This window comes from Streptomyces huasconensis, assembly GCF_021028635.1.
Lineage (GTDB): Bacteria > Actinomycetota > Actinomycetes > Streptomycetales > Streptomycetaceae > Streptomyces > Streptomyces huasconensis.
Genome location: NZ_CP086119.1, coordinates 7,347,615 through 7,369,711, shown reverse-complemented (window position 1 = coordinate 7,369,711; position 22,097 = coordinate 7,347,615). Strand labels below are relative to the sequence as shown.

Below are 22,097 nucleotides of genomic sequence, written 5' to 3'. Positions count from 1 at the left end.
CGTCCTAGGTACGGGGTGACGGGGCTCCAGCGGGCGTCCCGACTCCCTTTTCTGGCATGGATCTCGGCGGGCTCTTCGGTATGGGTCTCGGCAGGGTGTAGGGCATCGCCGTGCCGGCCGACAGGTCACGAGGGCATGCCTGCGCCGTGATCGCTGCGTTGCCCGACGACCACTCACGGTAGTCGGCAACCCATCATGTGTGGTGGGCAGTTGACAAAGTCAGCGGGCCCGGGCCCCGCTCTGGTATGACGCGCCGCACGCCAGTCCGATTCGGCTCGTACGCAGATACGAGTAGCGGGCCGGAGGGGGCCGCAGGGCACCCCGCACGAACAGCAGTGCCCCGGCCGGATCGGCCGGGGCACTGCTGTTCTTCTGCGCGCGGGGGTATGGCGGCGGGCTAAGCCACGGGCGCCGCTTCCTGGTCGCCGCTGTCCGTCGGCGTGGCCCGGGACCCGCCCGGCGTCGGCAGCTCGGGCCAGCCGCCGTCCGGGACGACCGCCACGCCGCGCCACCACGGCGCGGTGGGCACGGTCCGGGCCGTGGGCTCGAAGGGCTCACCGGGGCAGGGCAGCGCGACCCTCGCGCCCGCGCGGCGCGCCGCGGCGAGGGTGCCCTCCCCCGGCTCCGACCACGGGTGCGGGGCGAGGTTGAACGTGCCCCAGTGGATCGGCAGCATCAGCCCGCGGGCCGGGTCGTCGCCCTGGAGGTCGAGGTGGGCCCGCATGCCTTCCTCGGGTGTCATGTGGATGTCGGGCCAGAACTCGCTGTAGGCACCGATCTGGACCATCGTCACGTCGAACGGTCCGTGCTCCGCGCCGATCTCGCGGAAGCCGGGGAAGTACCCCGTGTCCCCGCTGTGGTAGACGCGGTGCTCGGGCCCGGCGACCACCCAGGACGCCCAGAGCGTGTGCTGCTGGTTGCGCAGGCCGCGGCCGCAGAAGTGCCGCGCGGGCGTCGCCGTGAGCGTCAGCCCCGCCACTTCCGCCGACTCATGCCAGTCCAGCTCGCGGAGCCGGTCGGCGGGCACGCCCCAGCGCTCCAGGTGGGCGCCGACGCCGAGCGGCACGGCGAACACCGTGTCCGCACCCGCCAGCGCCTTGATCGTCGGCATGTCCAGGTGGTCGTAGTGGTCGTGCGAGACGACCACGGCGTCGACCGGGCCGAGGGCGGCCAGGGGCACCGGCACGGGGTGCAGCCGCTTGGGCCCAGCGAAGGAGAACGGCGAGCACCGCTCGCCCCACACCGGGTCGAAGAGCACGCGCCGGCCGTCGATCTCGGCGAGGACGCTGGAGTGCCCCATCCAGGTGATGCGCAGGCCGTCCGTCGGCGGCTTGGCGAGGTCGGCGAGGGTGGTGGGGTGCACGGGGACCGTGCCGGCGGGGCCACGGCGTACGCGCTCCTCCTTGCGGAAGTAGATCTTGGCGAACTCCATGGTGGACCCCGAGGGTCTGATCCGCGCCCCCACGGGGTTCTGGAAGGAGCCCTCGGCCACGGAGAAGTTCGGCGAGCTGCGAATCCGGGCCAGCCGCGCACCGGCCGGGTCCGCTCCGAAGGCGGGGGTCCGCAGCGAGCGGAGCCCGGGAATCAGGGACCGGGACACGGGACCTCCTGAGGGGGTGATGGGGCCTACCCATTATGTCCATGCCACGCGGGGCCACATTTCCGGAGTCCCGATTCGACCGGTTCCGCGCCCGGCCCGCCGCGGCGCGGGCCGGATGTCACATTCCCCGGAGCTCGATCCGTCGCATGAGTGATCCGGTGACCGTCGCCGGATCATGACACCGGAGGTGCCCTCATGGCCCGCGTCTCGCTCGCCCCTCGCCGCACGCTCTTCTACCGCCTCATGGAGTGGTACTCGAAGCGGACCTACGGCAAGGTCCTCGACCCCGGCAAGGCCATGGCCCACAACCCGCGGGCGCTGTGGACGTACCTCCGCTTCGAGCAGGGCGTGGCCAAGTGGAACAAGCTGGACGCCGACCTCAAGGAACTCGCCGTGATGGCGTCGGCCGCCTCGATCGGCTGCTCGTGGTGCATGGACTTCGGGTTCTGGGAGTCGCACAGGCGCGGCATGGACGCCCGGAAGCTGCGGGACGTGCCCGTCTGGCGGGACAGTGACGCCTACACCCCGCTGGAGCGTGACGTGATGGAGTACGCGGAGGCGGTGACCGCGAACCCGCCCACCGTCGACGACGCCCTCGCCGGCCGGCTGCGCGAACGCCTCGGTGAGCCCGCCTTCGTCGAACTGACCGCGATGGTCGCCGTGGAGAACTACCGCTCCCGCTTCAACTCGGCGCTGGGCCTGACCAGCCAGGGCTTCAAGGACTCCTGCGACCTGCGCGACCTGGGCGATCTGCCGCGTGCCGATGCCCGGTGAGTCCGTGCGGTCCGGGCATGGTCGGCGGGTCTGGGTAGGGTGCACCGCGTGACTGGGGTGCGGTTGAGCGTGGCGGAGCGGCGGGCGGAGATGCTCGTCGCGACCGTCGAACAGATCGAGCTGCGGGGCGTCGCGGCCGTACGGATAGCGGACGTCGCGGCCGCCCTCGGGGTGAGCAACGCGCTGGTGCTGTACCACTTCTCGTCCAAGGAGAAGCTGGTCGCCGCGGCCTTCGAGCACGCCGCGCGGCGCGATCTGACCCGGCTGCGCAAACTGCTGGGCCGCCGCACCTCGGCGCTGCGGCGGCTGCGCGCGGCCGTGCGGTGGTACGCGCCGACGGCGCAGGCCAAGGGCTGGCGGCTGTGGATAGAGGGCTGGTCCGCGGCCCTGCGGGAGCCGACGCTACGCGCGGTGACCCGTGACCTCGACCGCCAGTGGAAGGCGGCGCTGGCGGAGGTCATCGCGGAGGGCTCGGCCGCGGGCGAGTTCCACTGCCCGGACCCCATGGGGGCGGCCCTGCGCCTCACGGCACTCCTGGACGGCCTGGCCGTCCAGATGACGGCGTACGAGGGCGCACTCCCCCGCGCCCTGGCCCGCACCTGGACGGACGAGGCCCTGGCCCGCGAACTGGGCCTCCACCCCACCCAACTGACAACGGCATAACCCCCCGCCCCTGCCCCGCCCCTGCCCCGCCCCTTAAGGGGCGCGAGGAACTGCGCGAGCAACCACCCCCAGCCCGCACCCGACAAACCGAGACCACCCACCGCCCCTCAAGGGGCGCGGGGAACTGCGCGAGCAACCACCCCCAGCCCGCACCCGACCCCCAAGCCCTGCCCCCACCCCCAGCCCCGCCCACCCAGCGGAGCGCTAAAGCGGCAAGAGATCCGGCCGCTTCGCCGCCACATGGTCCCCCGAGCTCTCCCCCCGGATACGCCGCCCGATCCACGGCACCAGATACTCCCGCGCCCAGTGGATGTCGTCCCGCCGCAAGTCCAGCGCACCGCGGGGCGGCAGCGGCGGCCACGCCTGGTCGGGGTCGGCCGGCACCTCCAGGCCGAGCACCTGCGCGGCACGCAGCGCCACGCGCGTATGCCCCTCGGCGGACAGGTGGAGCCGGTCGCCGTCCCAGGCCCGGCGGTCCTGCACGGTCTTCAGGGACCACAGGTCGAGGACGGGGCAGCCGTAGCGATCGGCGACCGCCCGCACATGCATGTTGTACGTGGCGATCTTGCCGCGCAGATGCTTGAGCACGGCGACGCCCCGCGTGTCGAACCCGGTGGTCACCATGACCGTGCCGACCGCCGACGAGAGATCGGCGACGGCCCGCTCGAAGCGCTCGGCCACCTCGTCGGGATCGGTGCCGGGACGGATGATGTCGTTGCCGCCCGCGCAGAAGGTCACGAGGTCGGGGGCCAGCTCCTTGGCGCGCGGCACCTGGTCCGCGACGATCTGGTCGAGAAGCTTGCCGCGCACGGCGAGGTTGGCGTACCGGAACGAGTGCTCGGGCACCCGGTCGGCCAGCAGGACGGCGAGGCGGTCGGCCCACCCGACGAACGTGCCGTCGGGGCCGGGGTCACCCACGCCTTCGGTGAAGCTGTCGCCGACCGCTGCGTAGGAGCTGAATACGCCGTTGCTGATGGGGGGACTGATGAAGGTTGTCGACTCTGCGCTCACGACGACACATCTTTCACCTCCCTAAGTGACCTACGCCACCGTAGGGAGGGGTTGACGGGGCGTGAGATAAGCCACCGGTCAAGATTCATTCAAAGGCGGAATAAGCACCGCCCCGCACCGGCGTTCCTGACCTTCACACCCCTCAGACCCGTCACACCCCTCACCCCCGTCACACCCGCCGCAGCCGGAACACCCCCGCGTCCAGATCCCCCTTGAGCCCGGTTCGCAGCCCGCGCCGCATGAGCACCGCGCCCCGGTACGTCTCCCCCGTGTCCCGGCACGCGTACGACGCCGCCGGATCGAGCCCGCGCAGCCGTACCGGCGCCTGCTCCTCCCCGTAGGCCTGCGCCCCGAGCCAGGCGAGGACCACCGCTTCGTCGCCGCGAACGTACTGGACGGCGCTGAGACCGCCCTCCGGCGGCCGGAGCCGGTAGAGGTCGCCGAGTTGCACGAGGGGCCGGATCTCCTTGTAGAGATCCACCCACTCACGCGCCTCGGCAAGTTCGCTCTCGCTCCACCGGGCCAGGTCCGCGCCGATGCCGAGCACCCCGGCCATGGCGCTCACGAACCGGAACCGCAGCGAGCCGGCACGGCCGTTGAACGGTGTGTGGGGGCTGTCGGTGACCCAGGCGGCCATCACACGCGCCGGGTGCAGCTGGCTGAAACCGTGCTGGATGGCGAGCCGGTCCAGCGGGTCGGTGTTGTCCGAGGTCCACACCTGATCGACGCGAGAGAGGATGCCGAGGTCGACCCGGCCGCCGCCACCCGAGCAGGACTCGAAGGCCACGGCGGGGTGCGCCGCGCGCAGCCGGTCCAGCAGGTCGTACAGATGCCGCCCATGGGCCCACCACGGCTCGGGCCCCGCCGCACCCGGCCGGCCCGCGTCGGTGAAGCTGCGGTTGAAGTCCCACTTGACGAAGTCGATGGGCGCGCCGGTCAGGAGCGCGTCGAGCCGGTCCCACAGGTATGCGCGCACGTCCTCGCGCGAGAGGTCGAGCACCAGTTGGTTGCGGAACTCGGCCCGGCGGCGGCCCGGTTGGTGCTGCACCCAGTCGGGGTGGGCGCGGTAGAGGTCGCTGTCGGGGTTGACCATCTCGGGCTCGACCCAGATGCCGAACCGCATGCCGAGCCCGTGCACCTCGTCGGCGAGCGGTTTGAGACCGTCGGGGAAGCGGTCGGGGTTGGGCGTCCAGTCGCCGAGCCCCGACCGGTCGCTCACCCGGCCGCCGAACCACGCGTCGTCGACGACGAACAGCTCGACGCCGAGCGCCGCGGCCTTGCGGGCCAGCGCCCGCTGCTGCTCCTCGGTGACGTCGAAGCCGGTGGCCTCCCAGGAGTTGTAGAGGACCGGCCGTACGGTGTCCGCGTCCGGGATGACGTGCTCGCGCTGGTAGGCGTGCCAGGCCCGGCTGGCGCCGCCGAAGCCGTCCCCGCTCCACAGCCCGGCGAAGACGGGCGTGGCGATCGACGCGCCGGGCTCCAGGACGGTGACGCCGCAGTCGTCGTGCCCCATCCCACCGCTGATCTGTACGGTGCCGTCGGGCAGTTGGTGCACGGCGATGCGCCAGGACCCCGACCACGCGAGCGCGCAGCCGTACACCTCCCCGTGCTCCTCCGTGGCCCCCTCGGCGTCGAGCGCGACCCAGGGCAGATGTTGGTGCCCGGTGTGCCCGCGCCTGCTGCCGATGACCTTCTCGCCGTACGTGACGGCGGAGCGCACCAGCCGTGATTCCGCCGCCCAGCGGCCGTGCAGCTGCGACAGGCGCCACCGCTCGCGCCACGGCAGCGTCCAGGTCGCGGAGTCGGCGCGCAGCACCTCCAGCGGCCGCGCCCCGCGGCCGCCCTCATGTGCGAGGTGTACGGACCGTTCGACGACGTCGCCGCGCAGCCGGTAGGCGAGGGTGATCCGCAGATGGTGCAGCGGGTCACGGAAGTGGACCTGGAGCGCGTCGCCGTCCACCGCCGATCCGGCGTGCTGCCACTCGGTGCCCCGGACCGTGTCGTCACGGACGGAGAGCGCGGGCCGCACGAAGCGGGGGCCGCCGTCCACGGGGTACTCCTCACACCCGTCGAGCGGTGCCTCGAAGGGCTGATCCGGGGGTGGCGGCTCGGCCGCCAGGGCCTCGGCGTCGGCCAGGGCGATCCGCGCGCCCCAGTACAGGTGGAGCAGCTCGTCCCGGTCCGTGAGCCGGAGGGCGTAACTGCTGGTGGGGCCCGACAACAGCCACGTACGACCGTCGGCGCCGACCTCGATCATCAGACCCCCACAGAACCGGTCCCGGGACACGCACAAGCCCGCGCGTGTACGCACATCTTCGCGGGCGCCCGTAGGTCGGGCAACGTCCGCGCAGGGGTGATTGCCCCAGGCAGCCGTGTCGTATCGTCGAAGGCGCATCCTCCGGCGAGCCGCGCCGGCAGCAGAGGCGAAGGAGAGCCCGTGACCCAGCAGGTCCCGCCGACAGAGACGGCAGAGCTGTCGGAACCGTCAGAGCCCCGGCTGACCGGCGTGCGCAACTTCCGTGACGTGGGCGGACTGCCGACCGTGGACGGCCGCCGCGTCCGCCCGGGGCGGCTCTTCCGCAGCGGCCACCTGGCGCACGCCACCGCCGACGACACGGCGTTCCTGACGTCGCTGGGCCTGCACACGATCTTCGACTTCCGCAACGCCGCCGACCAGCGCCTCGAAGGCCCTGACGTCGCGCTGCCCGGCGTGCGCAACGTGAACCTGCCGCTGACCGACCCGGCCGACGGCGCCGAGTTCTGGAAGATGGTCCGCGACGGCGATCTCGACCAGCTGCGCGCGATCCTCTCCGACGGCAGGGCCGCCGAGCGGATGGCGGCCTCGTACCGCACGATCATCAAGGAGCGCACGGCCGAGCACAGCCAGGTGCTGCACGCGCTCGCCGAGGACAGCGTGCCGGCGCTGATGCACTGCGCGGCGGGCAAGGACCGCGCGGGCCTGTCGATAGCGGTCACGCTGCTCGCCGTGGGCGTCGAGCGCGACGCCATCGAGGCGGACTACCTGGAGTCGAACGCGACGCACCGCCGCTACAAGGTGCACCGCACGAGCGACTCCCCGAACGCGATGTCCCCCGAGGTCATGGAGCTGCTCAACCCGCTCTTCGACGCCCGCGCCGAGTATCTGGCGGCGGCCTTCGAGACGATCGAGCAGACCTGGGGCGACACGGACACGTATCTCGCGGAGGGTCTCAAGGTGTCTCCGCGGACGCGTGAGCGGCTGCGCGAGCGCCTCGTCAGCTGAGCCGCCTAACGCGACGGACGCGACCGAGGCGGTCCGTCACTTGTTCTGTGCGCCCAGTTCGAACAGCAGGTAGACGAAGGCCGCGAAGATGTGGCCGACCGCCACGTAGATGATCAGCCGGACCCAGAGCGCCCGCGGGAACTTCTCCTCCATCGTGTTCTTGGCGGGCCGCTCCGGTCGGGCGGGTCCCTGCGGCTCGGATGCGGTCATGTCGGTTCTCCCTGGCTGGGGCCGCCGAGGCACAGCGCGGTGGCGGGGCTCTGCAGCAACGTATGGACGAAGAGGAGGTCGGCGCCGCCCCGGTCGGTGGCGGCGATCCGGTGCGGGGTCAGCGAGTCGAAGTGCGCGCTGTCCCCCGGCGCGAGGGTGTGCGCGGTGTCCCCGAGGGAGAGCCGCAGCCGTCCTTCGATGACGTACAGCCACTCCTCGCCGGGGTGGACGCGCACGATGTCGCCCTGCGCCCCGTAGGGGACGTGCACGCGCAGCGCCTGCATGCCGCGGCCCGGGGCGCCCGCCTGCCAGTACGTCCAGCCGCCCGCGCGGGTCGGCTCCATGTCCGCGGCGCGGACGACCGCGTCCCGGTCGGCGACCGTCTCCCCGAGCAGTTCCGAGACCGTCGTACCGTAGACCCGTGCGAGGGCGAGCAGCATCGGCAGCGACGGCTGGCGTTGCCCGGTCTCCAGGCGGGACAGGTGGGCGGGCGAGAGTCCCGCGGTGCGCGCGGCGGCCTCCAGCGTGAGGGAGGCGCGACGGCGCAGCTCACGCAGCTGGGGCGCGACGGCGGGCAGCGCTTCGGCCGCCTCCGGCGGCTCGGCGGGCTCGGCAGGGCTCATACACCGATTGAGCCAGAGCCTTGCCTATCGGGCAATTTTCTTGCCTAAGAGGCAAAAGCTCAGGCAAAGGCTCCGGAAACCGGCCTCAGCGATTGGCGACCGCCTGTTTCACCAGCGTCCTGCCGAACTCCCACATCAGCCCGCCGCCGCTGTGCGCCTCGTCCATGACGGCGGTGAACGCCTCGACGAAGCGGTCCACCTCGCGCTCCCCCACGATCAGCGGCGGGATCAGCTTGATGACCTCCAGGTGGTCCCCGGAGACCTGGGTGAGGATGCGGTGCTTCTGGAGCAGCGGTACGACGACCATCTGCGCGAAGAGCCCCTTGCGGGCGGCCTGCAGCATCGTCCAACGCCCGCGCAGCTTGAGGGACTTGGGCCGACCGAACTCGATGCCGATCATCAGGCCGCGGCCGCGCACCTCGCTCAGCAGCTCATAGCGGTCGACCAGCGCGGCGAGCCGGGACTTCAGCAGCTCTCCCGTCGTCCGGGCGTTCTCGACGGTCTTCTCGTCCTCCATGACGGCGAGGACCGCGAGGCCGGCCGCCATGGCCTGCGCGTTGGAGCCGAAGCTCGCCGAGTGGACGAGCACGCGGTCCATCGACGAGTAGACCTTCTTGAAGATCCAGTCCTTGCCGAGCGTGGCGCCGACCGGCACATAGCCGCCCGACAGCGCCTTCGCGACGCAGACGAGGTCCGGCTCGACGCCGTCCTCGTGCTGGTAGGCGTAGAAGGCGCCGGTCCTGCCGAGGCCCGTCTGGACCTCGTCGGCGATCAGCAGCGCCTTGTGCCGGTGCAGCAACTCCTGGGCGGCGCGCAGGTATCCGGGCGGCGGCTCGTGGACGCCCTTGCCCTGGATGGGTTCGATGATCAGCCCGGCGACGTCGCCCCGCGCCAACTCCGCGCGCAGTGCGTCGAGATCGCCGAGCGGCACCGCCGTGTCGGGCAGCAGCGGCGCGAAGCCGTCCCGGAAGCCGCTCTCGCCGTTGACGGAGAGCGACCCGGTGGTCAGGCCGTGGAAGGCGTGCGCGCAGTACAGCACCCTGGGGCGGCCCGTCGCGTACCGGGCGAACTTCAGCGCGGTCTCGACGGCCTCCGTGCCGCTGTTGCCGAAGAACACCCGGTCCAAGTGCGGGCTGTGCCGCAGCAGTTGTTCGGCGAGCAGGCCGGGCAGCGGCTGGCAGTCGAAGCGGGTGAGGTCGGCGAGGGAGGCGTCCAGGACGTCGTGCAGCGCCTTGCGGACGACGGGGTGGTGCCGGCCGAGGCCCATCACGCCGAAGCCCGCGAGCATGTCGAGGTAGTCGTTGCCCTCCGCGTCCCAGAAGTACGCGCCCTCGGCCCGCTCGTAGACCTTGTCGAAGCCGATGGTGTGCAGCATGCGGGGCAGCTGGTGGTTGAGGTGCCGGGCGTGCAGCTCGTACCGCTCGGCACCTCGTTCGGCGAGAAGGCGGCCGAGGTCGAACTCCTTGGTCATGCGCTGTGCTCCGGTCATGCGCTGTGCTCCTTGCCTGGGCGCTGCTCCCCCGCGCTCTCCTTGACCGCCAGTGTGGCGCTGATCCGCCCCGCGATCTCGACCGGCGTGAGCCCGAGATCCGCGAGGACCTCACCCCGCTTGGCGTGCGCGAGGAACTGCTCGGGGATGCCGAACCGCCGTACGGGTACGTCCACTTCGGCGTCCCCCAGGGCCAGCTCGACGGCGGCGCCCACCCCGGCGGCCCGGCTGTTGTCCTCGACGACCGCCACGACGCGGTGCCGCGCGGCGAGGCCGGGCAGCTCCGCGTCGACCGGCTTGACCCAGCGCGGGTCGACGACGGTGCAGCGCAGGCCGCGTGCCCGGAGCAGCTCGGCGGCCTGGAGGCAGACCGGCGCCATCACCCCGACCGCGACGAGCAGTACGTCGGTGGCGGAGGCGTCGGCGTCCCGCAGCAGCACGTCCATGCCGCCGAGCCGGCCGAGCGCGGGGATCGCGGGACCCACGGACTCCTTGGGGAACCGGAGCAGCGTCGGCGCGTCGTCCTCCGCGACGGCCTCCCGCAGCTGCGCCCGCAGCTGCTCGGCGTCGCGGGGCGCCGCGATCCGCAGGCCGGGCACGACCTGGAGGATCGACAGGTCCCACATGCCGTTGTGCGAGGCCCCGTCCACTCCGGTGACGCCCGCCCGGTCGAGGACGAAGGTGACCCCGCTGCGGTGCAGCGCGACGTCCATCAGGAGCTGGTCGAAGGCGCGGTTGAGGAAGGTGGCGTACACGGCCACGACCGGGTGGAGGCCGCCGGTGGCGAGCCCCGCCGCCGACACCGCGGCGTGCTGCTCGGCGATGCCGACGTCCCACACCCGGTCGGGGTAGGCCTCGGCGAACTTCTTCAGACCGACCGGCTCCAGCATGGCGGCGGTGAGGGCGACGACGTCCGCGCGCTCGGCGCCGATGCGGACGATCTCGTCGCCGAACACCGAGGTCCAGGAGGGCGCGACGGCGGGGGCGAGGGGTTCGCAGGTGAGCGGGTCCATGACGCCGACGGTGTGGAAGCGGTCGGCGTCGTCGGCGAGCGCGGGTTCGTAACCGCGTCCCTTCTCGGTGAGGCAGTGGACGAGGACGGGCCCGTGGAAGCGTTTCGCCCGTCGCAGCGCCGACTCGACGGCGCCCATGTCGTGCCCGTCGATGGGCCCCACGTACTTGAGCCCGAGGTCCTCGAACATGCCCTGTGGGGCGAAGGCGTCCTTGAACCCCTTCTTCGCGCCGTGCAGGGACTCGTAGAGCGGCTGTCCGACGACGGGGGTGCGCTGGAGCACGTCCTTGCCCCAGGCCAGGACCCGTTCGTAGCCGTCGGTGGTGCGCAGCGCCGCGAGGTGGTCGGCGAGGCCGCCGATGGTCGGGGCGTAGGAGCGTTCGTTGTCGTTCACGACGATGATCAGCGGGCGGTCCTTGGCGGCGGCGATGTTGTTCAGCGCCTCCCACGCCATGCCGCCGGTGAGCGCGCCGTCCCCGATGACGGCCACCACGTGGCCCCGCTGGCCGCGCACCTGGCGCGCCTTGGCGAGGCCGTCCGCCCAGCCGAGCGCGGTGGACGCGTGGCTGTTCTCGACGATGTCGTGCTCGGACTCCTCCCGCGAGGGGTAGCCGGAGAGGCCGCCCTTTCCGCGCAGCTTGGAGAAGTCCTGACGTCCGGTCAGCAACTTGTGTACGTACGTCTGGTGGCCGGTGTCCCACACGAGGCGGTCGACGGGTGAGTCGAAGACCCGGTGGAGGGCGATGGAGAGTTCCACCACCCCCAGGTTGGGCCCGAGATGACCGCCCGTCCTGGCAACCGCGTGCACGAGGAACTCCCGGATCTCCGCGGCCAGTTCGCCGAGTTCGGCCTCGGTGAGTGCCTTCAGGTCGCGCGGCCCCCGGATGGTGTCGAGAATGGTCATGCTCGGGCCCCCTCTCTGGTTCTTCTCAGCTCACGGCGGCGTCGGGCGTCACCCGTGGTGTCCGGAGACCGTCTCGCGGGCGGCGCGGAGGGACTCCTTGAGGGACCCCATCGTGGCGAGGACGGCGGTCGGTTCGTAACCGCAGTGCGCCATGCAGTTCGCGCACCGCGGGTCCTTGCCGCGGCCGTACTTGTTCCAGTCGGTGTCCTCGATGAGCTCCCGGTACGTCGGGACGTAGCCGTCGCTCATCAGATAGCAGGGGCGCTGCCAGCCGAAGAGCGAGTAGTTCGGGATCGCCCACGCGGTGCACGGGAAGTCCGCCTTGCCCTCCAGGAAGTCCAGGAAGAGGGGCGAGTGGTTGAGCCGCCAGCGGCGCCGGTTGCCGCCAGCGAAGGCCTTCCTGAACAGCTCGCGGGTCTGCTCGACGCCCAGGAAGTGCTCCTGGTCGGGTGCCTTCTCGTAGGCATAGGCGGGCGAGAGCATCATCTCGTCGACCTGCAGCTCGTCGTTGAGGAAGTTCAGGACCTCGATGATGGTCTGCGGGGTATCGGTGTTGAAGAACGTCGAGTTGGTGGTGACGCGGAAGCCGCGCTTCTTGGCCTCCTTGATGGCCGCCACCGCCTCGTCGAACACCCCCTCCTTGGCGACGGACTCGTCGTGCCGCTCCCGCATGCCGTCGATGTGCACGGCGAACGCGAAGTACGGCGAAGGGCTGAACTTGTCCATCTTCTTGCGCAGCAGCATGGCATTGGTGCACAGGAAAACGTACTTCTTCTTCGCCACCAACTGCCGCACGATCTCGTCGATCTGAGGGTGCATCAACGGCTCACCGCCGGCGATGGACACCATCGGCGCACCGGATTCCAGGACGGCGCCCACGGCCTGGGCCACCGGCATGCGCTGCTTGAGCACCCCGGCCGGATGCTGGATCTTTCCGCAGCCCTCGCATTTGAGATTGCACGCGTACAGCGGTTCCAACTCGACGATCAGCGGGAACTTGTCGCGCTTGCGGAGCTTCTGTTCCAAGAGATACGTAGCGACCTTGACGGTCTGGCGCAGCGGCATGGCCATCTGGCTCACCTCCGGGGGAGCAAAGAAGAACGGTGCCATTCGAAAAACGCGGGAAGCACGGCACGGAGAACGCGGAACGCTGATATTCCACCGCGCACCGTGCCGATGCGGACCAGTTCGTGCTGCGGGGCGTCCACGACCACCCGGACGGCGGCAACGGGCCGGTGCCCGGCGCGCGCCGCGCTGTGCAGCGTCGCGGCGGACTCCATGTCCACGGCGATGGCCCCGGTGGCCAGCAGCGCGCCGCGCTCGGGGCCACGGACGACGTGGTCGGAGCCGGTGAGCGGGCCGGTGTGCACGGTGCGTCCGGGCAGCGCCCGCACCAGCTCCTCGATCAGCAGTGCGGTTCCCGTGCAGGGAGTGCTGCCGCGCCCGTCCCGGGTCTCCTCGGCGACGACGAGGTCGCCGGGGTGCATGCCGGGCGCCAGCCCGGCGCAGAACCCGGTGGCGAGGACGGCCGCGTCCCGCAGCGGCTCGGTGCCGAGCGCCCCGCTGACGGCGCGCTCGGCGTTCTGGGGGCCCATCCCGGTGCGCAGCACCGTCATGACTCCCGGGGCCCCGCTGCGGTCGCCGGTGCGCAGGGCGAGCCGCTCGATGCCGAGCGCGCAGGCGATCAGCAGCGGTGCGGGGCCCGGCCGGCGAGCCGGGGCCGGGCCCATCAGCTCCCCTTGGCGAAGTGACCGGAGCCGCCCGCGAACGGTTCTCCATTGACGTATCTGCCGAGCGCGGTGAGCGGGAACACCTGCCGGTAGAGGTGGTAGTTGATGGAGAAGTCCCAGGGGAAGCCGGTGCCGGTGAAGTACGGCTCGTCCCAGGAGCCGTCCTCGGCCTGCGTCCGGGCGAGCCACTCCACGCCCCGCTCCACCGACGCGGCCTCGCGCTCCCCCGCCGAGAGGAGGGCGAGCAGCGCCCACGCGGTCTGCGACGCCGTCGAGGTGCCGTGCCCGACCCAGCCGCGGTCGCGGTAGGAGCGCAGGTCCTCGCCCCAGCCGCCGTCGTCGTTCTGCACGGACTCCAGCCAGCGCACGGCGCGGCGGATCGCGGGGTGGGCGGCGGGCAGCCCGGCCGTGATCAGCGCGGGCACCACCGAGCCGGTGCCGTACAGGTAGTTGACGCCCCAGCGCCCGAACCAGGCGCCGCTGGGCTCCTGTTCGGCGAGCAGCCACGCGATGCCGCGCCGGGTGCGCGGGTCGTGGGACCTGCCCTCGACGGCGAGCATCTCCACGACGTGCCCGGTGACGTCGGCGGACGGCGGGTCGATGACCTCGCCGAAGTCGCAGAACGGCAGCCGGTTGGGGAACGGACTGGTGTTGTCGACGTCGAAGGCTCCCCAGGCTCCGTTCCTCGACTGCATGCCGAGGCTCCAGCGCACCCCGCGCTCGATCGCCTTCTCCACGCGCTCCTGGTCCGGGTGCGCGACCCGGCGCAGCGCGAGGGCGACCTCGGCGGTGTCGTCGATGTCGGGGTAGTTGTCGTTGTGGAACTCGAACGCCCAGCCGCCCGGGGTCAGTTCGGGCCTGCGCACCGACCAGTCGCCGGGCCGCACGACCTGCTCGCCCAGCATCCAGTCGGCGGCCTTGACCAACTGCGGGTGGTCTGCGGGCACTCCGGCGTCCGCGAGGGCGATGGTGGCCAGGCAGGTGTCCCACACGGGTGACTGACAGGCCTCGATCATCCGGGCGCCGTCCTCGCGCCACACGGCGAACCGGTCGAGGGAGTCGAGCCCGGCCTTCAGGATCGGATGGCCGAGGTCGTAGCCGAGCAGGTGCAGGGCGATGATGGAGTAGACGGCGGGCGGCTGGATGCCGCCCCAGCAGCCGTCGTTCTCCTGCCGCTCGATGATCCAGCGGGCGGCGCTGTTCATCGCGGCCTTGCGCAGCCGACGGGGCGCGACCTTGTGGTAGACGTGCAGGGCCTTGTCGAGCCGCTGGAAGACTCCGTCCCAACTGGTCGCCGGGGCCTTTGGTTTGACCGGGTTCGGATCGGCGGCGTCCCGGTGCAGCTCGTCCAGCGCGAAGGGCGCGGGGCGTACGGGCCGCTTCGCGGAGACGATGGTGAGAGGCACTATGGTCTGCCGGGCCCAGCAGCCGAAGTCGTAGATGTTGAGCGGCACCCACGTGGGGAAGTAGATCATTTCCGGCGGGAGTTCGGGCAGGTCGTCCCACTTCCACCAGCCGAACAGAGCGAGCCAGATGCGGGTGAAGACCCGGCTCGCGGCGATGCCGCCCTGCTCCCGGACCCAGGCGGAGGCCTTCGCCATGTGCGGCTCGTCGGGCCGGTCCCCGGCCAGGCGCAGCGCGACGTACGCCTCGATGGTGGTGGAGAGTTCGCCGGGGCCGCCGAAGAAGGTGGCCCAGGTGCCGTCCTCGCGCTGTTCGCCGCGGATGAAGAGCGCCGCGGCGTGGGTGGTCTTCTCGTCCCTGATGCCGAGGAACTGCCGCAGGAGGAGGTCCTCGGCGTCCATCGTCACGTTCGTCTCGAGGTCGCCCTTCCACCACCCCTCGGCGTCCTGCCGGGAGAGCAGGAAGTCGGTGGAGCGGTGTATGGCGCGCGCGGCGAGGTCACGCGTATCCGCGGTCGTACCGGTGGTGGCGGTCGTGGTGCTGGGCTGGCTGGCCGAGGCCGCGCGGGGCGTCACCGCTCCGGTGCTTCCGTCGGTCGTCGCTGTCATGGCTTCCCCTTCGTGCAGTCGGTTCCTCTGCTCTGGGTCCGCCGTCGGCCGACGCGCTGGGCGCCGGCCGGCGACTGCGAGTCATATACGGGTGATAGTGATCATCTCTTTCGTACGACGACGAAGTCGGCGAGCGCGACGAGCTGCGCCCGCACCCGGTCCGGCATCTGGACGGTGTCCAGCGCCTCGATGGCGATGGTGTGCTGGCGCCGGGCCTCCTCGGCGGTCCACGCGCGTCCCCCGGCCTCTTCGATCAGGGCGGCGCGCGCGGCGAACTCCTCCTCGGAGAAGCTGTCGAAGTCACTGCTCTTGGCGTCGGCGGCGAGCAGTTCGCCGAGGCGCTCGGAGGCGGGGCCGCCCGCGGCGAGCGCGGCGACGACGGGCAGGGACTTCTTGCGCTGACGCAGATCGCTCCACGTCTGCTTGCCGGTGGCGTCCGGGTCGCCCCAGATGCCGAGCAGGTCGTCGACGGCCTGGAAGGCGAGGCCGAGGTGGTAGCCGTACTTCTCCAGGGTGTCGGCGGTGCGGTCGTCCGCGCCGCCGAGGACGGCGCCGATGGAGACGGCGCAGGCGAGCAGGGCGCCGGTCTTGTTGCCCTCCATCTCCAGGCACTCCTCGACGGTGACCCGCTCGCGGTGCTCGTAGGAGATGTCCTGCGCCTGGCCGTCGATCAGGGCGCGGCTGGCGGTGGTGAGGCGGCGCGTGGCGCGGCCCGCCTCGACGGTGCCGATCTCCAGGAGGATCTCGTTGGCGAGGGCGAAGAGGGCGTCGCCGACGAGGATGGCCTGTGCGGGACCGTGCACCTTCCACACGGTGTCGCGGTGGCGGCGCTGCTCGTCGCCGTCCATCAGGTCGTCGTGCAGCAGCGAGAAGTTGTGCACGAGTTCGACGGCGACCGCTCCGGGGACGCCGACCTCGGGGGCCGCGCCCGCGGCCTCGGCGGAGAGCAGGGCGAGCGCGGGACGCACGGCCTTGCCGCCGTCGCCGTCGGACGGGTTGCCCGCGGCGTCGATCCAGCCGAAGTGGTAGGCGGCGACGGTGTCCATGGGGGGCGCGAGGCGGTCCACGGCGGCCCGCAGCACCGGGGTGGCCAGGGTCCTTCCGCGTTCGAGCAGTGAGGTCACGTCCACCGTGTCGGCAGCCGTTTCGGCCGTGGGCACAGTTGGCACAGTTTCTCCTCTGGTTCCGGTTGTTCCGGTGCGGATTCGCTGGGGACCTGACCCCAGGAAGTCGAGCTTCACGCCGCCGCCTCCTCGAATGCGAAGAGGTGGCCGCGGGGGCGGTCGAGGGCACAGAGGGCGGCTTCGGCCGCGCTGATGCCGCTGCGTACGGCGCTTTCCATGGTCGCGGGCCAGCCGGTGGCGGTCCACGCGCCCGCGAGGTAGAGGCCGGGTGCCTTGGTGCGGGCCCCGGGCCGCAGCCGGCCGACCCCGGGGGTGGGGGCGAAGGTGGCCGTGCGCTCGCGGGTCACGAAGAAGTCCCGCACCCGCGCGCCGTGCGCGGCGGGCAGCAGCCGCTCCAGCTCGGGCAGGTAGCGCTCGCGCAGGGCGGCGACGGGCGCGTCGATCTCGTCGTGCGCGGCGGACTGCGAGAGCGCGAGGTACTGCCCGTCGGTGAGGCCGGAGGCCTCGGTCCGGTCGAAGACCCACTGGACGGGTGTGCCGAGGGCGGCGAAGAACGGCCGCTTCAGCACCTTTCTGTCGTAGACGACGTGGACGTTGAGGATCGGGGCGTTGTCGATGTCGAGGAGCCGGTCGGGCTGGTCGAGCGCGCCGTCCGGGAGCAGGTCGTGCGCCTCGTGCTGCGGCACGGCGAGGACGACGGTGTCGGCGTCGATGGCCTCGCCGGGCGTCTCCGCGCGCCAACCGCCGTTCCCCGTACGGGAGACGGAGGTGACCCGGGCCCGCAGTTCGGTGCGCACGCCCGCCGAGTCGAGCGCCTTGCGGGCCAGCGTGTCGTGCAGCTCGCCCAGCGGCACCCGGGACCAGCCGATGTCGGCGGCGCCCGGGTCGGAGAGCAGCCCGGTCTTGAACACCATCGCGGCGAGCCCGAGCGAGGCGTCGCCCGCGACGGCGTTGAGCGTGGCGACGCCCACGAGGTCCCACAGCGCCTCGATGGCGCGCGCCGACTGGCCGTGCCCGGCGAGCCAGCTGCCGAAGTCCTGGCCGTCGAGCACCGGGTCGGCCGGATCGAGCCCCTTGAGCGCGAGCGCGGCGCGCCCGACCTGGGCGCGCTCGGCGACCGACAGATGCGGGTACGTGGCGAGGCTCGCCGCCAGGTGCAGCGGCACGGGCAGCGCGGTGCGCCGCAGCCGTCCGAGCCGGCCCCGGTCGGCGTCGAGCACGGGCACGTCGAGGCGGTCCTGCAGGGGGGCGAGATGGGCGCCCCCGACCCGGTCGAGGAACCATCGGTAGGCCGTGCAGCAGCGCAGGTAGACGTGCTGGCCGTTGTCGACGGTCAGCTCGCCGCGGCGGAAGGAGAACGCGAGGCCGCCGAGGCGCGGCCGCCCTTCGAGCAGCGTCACGCGCAGCCCGGCGTCGGCCAGGGAGAGGGCGGCGGTGATGCCGGCGAGTCCGCCGCCGATCACCACGGCGGCCGCCCCACCAGGGCGGCCTTCGGCGTCCGCGGTCCTTTCGGGCCGCACGTCGTCGCTCTTCACGCGCCCTCCTTCTCGGCCGTCGCAGTCTGGGACGCGGCCTCGGCGCGGAGGGTTGCCCGCCCGTCCGCGGGGGTCGTCGGGAGACACCGGTCGCGCATCACACGCGCCTCCTGACGGTCTGCCGTGAGACGTTCCGCGCGTCGAGGCCGGACAGGCCGCGCACGGCGACGTACGCCTTCTCGTGGCCCGGCAGGGAGACGCGGCCGCGCAGGACGGCCTCCGGTTCCCGCTCGATGCGGTCGAGGAGGCGGCGGTAGATGCCGGCCATGGCGGCGACGCAGGCGCCGCTGCGCCGGTCCAGCAGGGGAAGCAGCCGGTAGCCCTCGGCGAACAGGGCGCGGGCGCGGCGGACCTCGAAGTGGACGAGGCCCGCGAAGTCGGAGCCGGCGGGCGGCTCGGCGCCGGAGAACCCGGCGGCGCAGCCGAATTTCGCGAGGTCCTCGGCGGGCAGGTAGGTCCGCCCGCCTTCGGCGTCCTCGCGAACGTCCCGGAGAATGTTGGTGAGTTGGAGTGCGAGGCCCAGCGTGTCGGCGTACTCCGGCGCGCGCTCGGCGTGGTGCGCCCCCCGCTCCGTGCCGAACACGCCGAGGGAGAGCCGCCCGATCGCTCCGGCGACGCAGCGGCAGTACTCCTTCAGGTCGTCCCAGGTCTCGTAGGTCTCGCCGCGTACGTCCATCAGGACGCCGTCGATGAGTTCGTCGAGGCCGCCCATCGGGATGGGGAAGTGCGTGGCGGCGTGCGACAGGGCGACCGCCACCGGGTCGGTGTCGTCCTCGGCCACGCCGCCCTCGCGGATGCGGGCGAGGAGCTTGCGGGTGTCGTCGAGCCGCTCGGCCTTGACCTGCGGCGCGAGCGCGCCGTCGCCGATGTCGTCGACGCGACGGGAGAGGGCGTACAGCGCGGACATGGCGCGTCGCTTGGGCGCGGGCAGCAGCCTGATGCCGTACGCGAAGTTCCGCGCCTGCTGCCCGGTGACGGTCTCGCAGTAGCTGTACGCGGCGAGTACCGGCGCCGGCACGTGCTGATCCGACTCCACGGCCCGGCTCACCCCTCTCCTCGCAGAACCGCCCCCGCCTCGCGCACCAGGCGGAGCTTGGTGGGCTTGGGCGGACCGGGAAGCACGTCGTGTCCGGCGGCGACGATCGCCTGGACCGCGGCCCTTCCCCCTGCCACGAAACCGGCCAGCAGCAGCTTCAGCCTGCCGTGGACGCTACCCACCAGGGGGGTGCCTTCATTCAGGAGGCAACGGGCGCGTTCCGTTTCGTATGCGATCAGTGCGCGCGCCGATGCGCCTGCTGTGGGCGCGGCCAGGTCGGCCTCGCTGACGTGGAAGAGCGACATGTCCTCGGTGGGCAGGTAGATGCGGTCGCGCCGCAGATCCTCGGCGACGTCCTGGATGTGCTCGACGATCTGAAGGGCGGTGCAGACGGCGTCCGAGCGGCGGAGCCGTTCGGGGGTCGCGGTGCCGGTGATGGCGAGGACGAGGCGGCCGATGGGGTTCGCCGAGAGCGCGCAGTACGCGACGAGGTCGTCGTAGGTCTCGTAGCGGGAGACGTGCTGGTCCTGGCGGTTGGCGGCGATCAGGGCGAGGAAGGGCTCGGGGGTGAGGACACCGCGTTCGGCCGCCGGCGCCAGCGCCCGGATCAGCGGGTGGCCGGCCGCGCCACCCGCGAAGAGCGTGCCCAGGTCGGCCTCGACGGCGTCGAGCAGCCGCAGCGGGTCGCGGGCGTCGGCCGGGTCCACGCCCAGCCAGTGGGCGTGCCCGGCTCCGGGGGCGAGGTCGCTGTCGCCGATGTCGTCGATGAGCCGCACGACGCCGTAGACGGCCATCAGCTCCTCGCGCCAGGACCGGGGCAGGAAGAAAGGGGCCACGGGGAAGTTCTCGTGCGCGGCCTTGTCGAGGACGGCGGACGCATCGCGGAACTGGAGATCATCCGTAGCCATTGCCGTCACATCTCCCGTTCTACACTGCCGACCCAATACATCCTATTTCGGACACGCCGCCCAGCCCTGGCCGAGACGGGCCGTGGCCCGGCCGGGGCGCCGTGCCATTTCGCCCCACTTGCCGCGAATCAGCACCGGTACAGCTTACGTTGTACAACCCCGCACGCATCGTCGGGGTGTTCGGCACATCACAACAACGCACCGATCGGCGTCAACCTTCCCCGCACGCCGCCGAGTTGAGATTCCGGTGGGGCGCGGCGGGACCGGAGACACGGCAGGGCCCCGCGGGAAAGATCCCCGCGGGGCCCTGCCGCCGAACGAGTACGTCGGCGATGGCGCAAACGGGCTACTCGCCCGTGCGCGACCGGGCTACTTGCCCGTGAACTTCTCGTACTCCTTGATGACCTCGTCGGTGGGCCCGTCCATACGCAGTTCGCCGCGTTCCAGCCAGAGCACGCGGTCGCAGGTGTCGCGGATGGACTTGTTGTTGTGGCTGACGAGGAAGACCGTGCCGGCCTCCTTGCGCAGCTCCCGGATGCGGGCCTCGGAGCGCTTCTGGAACTTGCGGTCGCCGGTGGCCAGGGCCTCGTCGATCATGAGGACGTCGTGGTCCTTGGCCGCGGCGATGGAGAACCGCAGGCGGGCCGCCATGCCGGAGGAGTACGTCCGCATCGGCAGGGTGATGAAGTCGCCCTTCTCGTTGATCCCGGAGAAGTCGACGATCTCCTCGTAGCGCTCCTTGATCTGCTCGCGGGACATGCCCATCGCGAGTCCGCCGAGGATGACGTTGCGCTCGCCCGTCAGGTCGTTCATCAGGGCCGCGTTCACGCCGAGCAGCGAGGGCTGGCCGTCGGTGTAGACCTTGCCCTTCTCGGCGGGTAGCAGTCCCGCGATGGCGCGCAGCAGGGTGGACTTGCCCGAACCGTTCGAGCCGATCAGACCGATCGCCTCGCCGCGGTAGGCGGTGAAGCTGACGCCGCGCACGGCGTGCACCTTGCGCACGCCGCGCTCCTCGCCGCGCCTGAGGATGCGGCTCAGCGCGGAGGTGGCGCTGCCCTTGCCCGTCTTCGCGCCGTTGACGCGGTACACGATGTGCAGCTCGTCGGCGATGACGGTGGGGATGTGCCCCTGGGAGGCTTCGGGAGCCTTGTCGAGGGTCGTTTTGTCGTCAGCCACGGCCGTACCGCTCCTCAGCCTTCCAGAAGTACACGAAGCCGCCGACGGCGAGCAGCACGGCCCAGCCCGCCGCGATGGCCCAGGCCCACTGTCCCATCGGCAGGTACTTCTCGCCGTAGCCGTCGATCAGCGCGAACCGCATCAGGTCCATGTAGATGGCGGCCGGGTTCCACTGGAGCACGTCCGCGATCCAGGCCGGCTTGTCCTGGAGCATGACGGGGATGGAGAACATCACGCCGGACGCGTACATCCACGTGCGCATCACGAACGGCATCAGCTGCGCGAGGTCGGGGGTCTTGCTGCCCAGCCTTGCCATGATCATCGCGAGGCCGGTGTTGAAGAGGAACTGCAGCACCAGGACCGGGACGATCAGGAGCCACGACAGCTTCGGGTAGCTGCCGAAGCCGATCGTGATGACGAACAGCACGATCATCGAGAAGAGCAGCTGCTGGAGCTGCTGGAGCGAGAACGAGACCGGCAGCGAGGCGCGCGGGAAGTGCAGCGCGCGCACCAGGCCGAGGTTGCCCGAGATCGACCGGACGCCCGCCATCACCGAACTCTGCGTGAAGGTGAAGACGAAGACGCCCGTGACCAGGAACGGGATGTAGACCTCGCGCTCGAAGCCCCGGTCGGCCTCCAGGATCAGGCCGAAGATCAGGAAGTAGACCAGCGCGTTCAGGAGCGGTGTCGCGACCTGCCACAGCTGGCCGAGCTTCGCCTGGCTGTACTGCGCGGTCAGCTTCGCCTGGGAGAAGGCGATGATGAAGTGGCGCCGTCCCCAGAGCTGGCGGACGTACTCGAAAAGTCCGGGCCGTGCGCCGCTGACGGTCAGACCGTACTTGGCGGCGAGTTCGGCGCGGGAGAGCCCGTCATCGGGCGGCGGTGTCGACGGGGATGCTGTCACCGCGACTCCACCGTCATGCGTTGTCTCACTCACGAGTGGAAACTTTCGTCTTCAGAAGCGCAGCCGGTCGGGCGTAGGCGTGGGCCAGGGACCGGGGTATGGCCCAGATGCTCTCAGATCCGAG

Annotated in this window: 19 protein-coding genes; 3 read left to right on the top strand and 16 right to left on the bottom strand. The window is 71.6% G+C overall.

Going from position 1 to position 22,097, the window contains the following annotated elements; translation table 11 throughout:
• Nucleotides 1-397 precede the first annotated feature (397 nt).
• Nucleotides 398-1,600: an MBL fold metallo-hydrolase gene (locus J2N69_RS32875; RefSeq protein WP_230903961.1), complete on the bottom strand. Its 1,203-nt coding sequence runs from the start codon at nucleotides 1,598-1,600 to the stop codon at nucleotides 398-400.
• Nucleotides 1,601-1,795: 195 nt separating this feature from the next.
• Here J2N69_RS32875 and J2N69_RS32870 point away from each other — a divergent pair, with 195 nt between their 5' ends.
• Complete coding sequence (locus tag J2N69_RS32870; RefSeq protein ID WP_230903960.1) at nucleotides 1,796-2,374, top strand: carboxymuconolactone decarboxylase family protein; 579 nt, start codon at nucleotides 1,796-1,798, stop codon at nucleotides 2,372-2,374.
• A 48-nt stretch (nucleotides 2,375-2,422) separates the two neighbouring features.
• On the top strand, nucleotides 2,423-3,037 hold the full coding sequence (locus tag J2N69_RS32865) for a TetR/AcrR family transcriptional regulator (RefSeq protein ID WP_272595859.1): 615 nt from the start codon (nucleotides 2,423-2,425) through the stop codon (nucleotides 3,035-3,037).
• Nucleotides 3,038-3,241: 204 nt separating this feature from the next.
• On the opposite strand, the gene J2N69_RS32860 is transcribed toward J2N69_RS32865, so the two are convergent.
• The gene (locus J2N69_RS32860; RefSeq protein WP_230903959.1) at nucleotides 3,242-4,048 is read right to left on the bottom strand and encodes an SGNH/GDSL hydrolase family protein; all 807 of its coding nucleotides are present in this window, start codon (nucleotides 4,046-4,048) and stop codon (nucleotides 3,242-3,244) included.
• Nucleotides 4,049-4,217: 169 nt separating this feature from the next.
• Complete coding sequence (locus J2N69_RS32855; protein WP_230903958.1) at nucleotides 4,218-6,305, bottom strand: alpha-galactosidase; 2,088 nt, start codon at nucleotides 6,303-6,305, stop codon at nucleotides 4,218-4,220.
• A 180-nt stretch (nucleotides 6,306-6,485) separates the two neighbouring features.
• On the opposite strand from J2N69_RS32855, the gene J2N69_RS32850 reads away from it, so the two are divergent.
• Nucleotides 6,486-7,310, top strand: coding sequence for a tyrosine-protein phosphatase (locus J2N69_RS32850; RefSeq protein WP_230903957.1), 825 nt, complete (start codon nucleotides 6,486-6,488; stop codon nucleotides 7,308-7,310).
• 36 nt (nucleotides 7,311-7,346) lie between these two features.
• Here J2N69_RS32850 and J2N69_RS32845 read toward each other — a convergent pair whose 3' ends face one another.
• The 13 genes from J2N69_RS32845 to J2N69_RS32785 form a co-directional block, all read right to left on the bottom strand.
• The gene (locus tag J2N69_RS32845; RefSeq protein WP_125518172.1) at nucleotides 7,347-7,463 is read right to left on the bottom strand and encodes a DUF6126 family protein; all 117 of its coding nucleotides are present in this window, start codon (nucleotides 7,461-7,463) and stop codon (nucleotides 7,347-7,349) included.
• A gap of 53 nt (nucleotides 7,464-7,516) precedes the next feature.
• Nucleotides 7,517-8,143 (bottom strand): helix-turn-helix domain-containing protein, encoded by a 627-nt coding sequence (locus J2N69_RS32840; RefSeq protein ID WP_230903956.1) that lies wholly within the window; start codon nucleotides 8,141-8,143, stop codon nucleotides 7,517-7,519.
• A gap of 85 nt (nucleotides 8,144-8,228) precedes the next feature.
• On the bottom strand, nucleotides 8,229-9,632 hold the full coding sequence (locus J2N69_RS32835) for an aspartate aminotransferase family protein (protein ID WP_408056842.1): 1,404 nt from the start codon (nucleotides 9,630-9,632) through the stop codon (nucleotides 8,229-8,231).
• Nucleotides 9,629-11,548: a 1-deoxy-D-xylulose-5-phosphate synthase gene (gene dxs, locus J2N69_RS32830; protein ID WP_230903955.1), complete on the bottom strand. Its 1,920-nt coding sequence runs from the start codon at nucleotides 11,546-11,548 to the stop codon at nucleotides 9,629-9,631. Before dxs ends, J2N69_RS32835 begins: the two co-directional genes overlap by 4 nt.
• Before the next feature lie 48 nt (nucleotides 11,549-11,596).
• The gene (gene hpnH / locus J2N69_RS32825; RefSeq protein ID WP_230903954.1) at nucleotides 11,597-12,619 is read right to left on the bottom strand and encodes an adenosyl-hopene transferase HpnH; all 1,023 of its coding nucleotides are present in this window, start codon (nucleotides 12,617-12,619) and stop codon (nucleotides 11,597-11,599) included.
• Between the two features lie 5 nt (nucleotides 12,620-12,624).
• A complete protein-coding gene (locus tag J2N69_RS32820; protein ID WP_230903953.1) occupies nucleotides 12,625-13,278 on the bottom strand; it encodes a phosphorylase family protein in 654 nt (217 codons plus the stop codon).
• Entirely contained in the window at nucleotides 13,278-15,290 is a 2,013-nt protein-coding gene (shc, locus tag J2N69_RS32815; RefSeq protein WP_230903952.1) for a squalene--hopene cyclase, read from the bottom strand. Before shc ends, J2N69_RS32820 begins: the two co-directional genes overlap by 1 nt.
• Nucleotides 15,291-15,391: 101 nt before the next feature.
• Nucleotides 15,392-16,531 carry a polyprenyl synthetase family protein gene (locus J2N69_RS32810; protein WP_392720411.1) on the bottom strand — a complete coding sequence of 380 codons (1,140 nt, stop codon included), beginning with the start codon at nucleotides 16,529-16,531 and terminating at the stop codon, nucleotides 15,392-15,394.
• The gene (gene hpnE, locus J2N69_RS32805; RefSeq protein WP_408056841.1) at nucleotides 16,528-17,949 is read right to left on the bottom strand and encodes a hydroxysqualene dehydroxylase HpnE; all 1,422 of its coding nucleotides are present in this window, start codon (nucleotides 17,947-17,949) and stop codon (nucleotides 16,528-16,530) included. Before hpnE ends, J2N69_RS32810 begins: the two co-directional genes overlap by 4 nt.
• Before the next feature lie 97 nt (nucleotides 17,950-18,046).
• A complete protein-coding gene (gene hpnD / locus J2N69_RS32800; protein WP_230903951.1) occupies nucleotides 18,047-18,997 on the bottom strand; it encodes a presqualene diphosphate synthase HpnD in 951 nt (316 codons plus the stop codon).
• Nucleotides 18,994-19,893, bottom strand: coding sequence for a squalene synthase HpnC (gene hpnC / locus J2N69_RS32795; protein ID WP_230903950.1), 900 nt, complete (start codon nucleotides 19,891-19,893; stop codon nucleotides 18,994-18,996). The genes hpnD and hpnC overlap by 4 nt, the downstream gene beginning before the upstream one ends.
• 369 nt (nucleotides 19,894-20,262) lie before the next feature.
• Nucleotides 20,263-21,069 (bottom strand): ABC transporter ATP-binding protein, encoded by an 807-nt coding sequence (locus tag J2N69_RS32790; RefSeq protein ID WP_175613564.1) that lies wholly within the window; start codon nucleotides 21,067-21,069, stop codon nucleotides 20,263-20,265.
• A complete protein-coding gene (locus J2N69_RS32785; RefSeq protein ID WP_230903949.1) occupies nucleotides 21,062-22,006 on the bottom strand; it encodes an ABC transporter permease in 945 nt (314 codons plus the stop codon). Before J2N69_RS32785 ends, J2N69_RS32790 begins: the two co-directional genes overlap by 8 nt.
• Between the last annotated feature and the right edge of the window lie 91 nt (nucleotides 22,007-22,097).

Coding starts and splice junctions, on each gene's coding strand:
- J2N69_RS32870 (WP_230903960.1), top strand. CDS start 1,796: ATGGCCCGCGTCTCGCTCGCCCCTCGCCGCACGCTCTTCTACCGCCTC.
- J2N69_RS32855 (WP_230903958.1), bottom strand. CDS start 6,305: ATGATCGAGGTCGGCGCCGACGGTCGTACGTGGCTGTTGTCGGGCCCC.
- J2N69_RS32845 (WP_125518172.1), bottom strand. CDS start 7,463: ATGGAGGAGAAGTTCCCGCGGGCGCTCTGGGTCCGGCTGATCATCTAC.
- J2N69_RS32840 (WP_230903956.1), bottom strand. CDS start 8,143: ATGAGCCCTGCCGAGCCCGCCGAGCCGCCGGAGGCGGCCGAAGCGCTG.
- J2N69_RS32835 (WP_408056842.1), bottom strand. CDS start 9,632: ATGACCGGAGCACAGCGCATGACCAAGGAGTTCGACCTCGGCCGCCTT.
- dxs (WP_230903955.1), bottom strand. CDS start 11,548: ATGACCATTCTCGACACCATCCGGGGGCCGCGCGACCTGAAGGCACTC.
- hpnH (WP_230903954.1), bottom strand. CDS start 12,619: ATGGCCATGCCGCTGCGCCAGACCGTCAAGGTCGCTACGTATCTCTTG.
- J2N69_RS32820 (WP_230903953.1), bottom strand. CDS start 13,278: ATGGGCCCGGCCCCGGCTCGCCGGCCGGGCCCCGCACCGCTGCTGATC.
- shc (WP_230903952.1), bottom strand. CDS start 15,290: ATGACAGCGACGACCGACGGAAGCACCGGAGCGGTGACGCCCCGCGCG.
- hpnC (WP_230903950.1), bottom strand. CDS start 19,893: ATGGCTACGGATGATCTCCAGTTCCGCGATGCGTCCGCCGTCCTCGAC.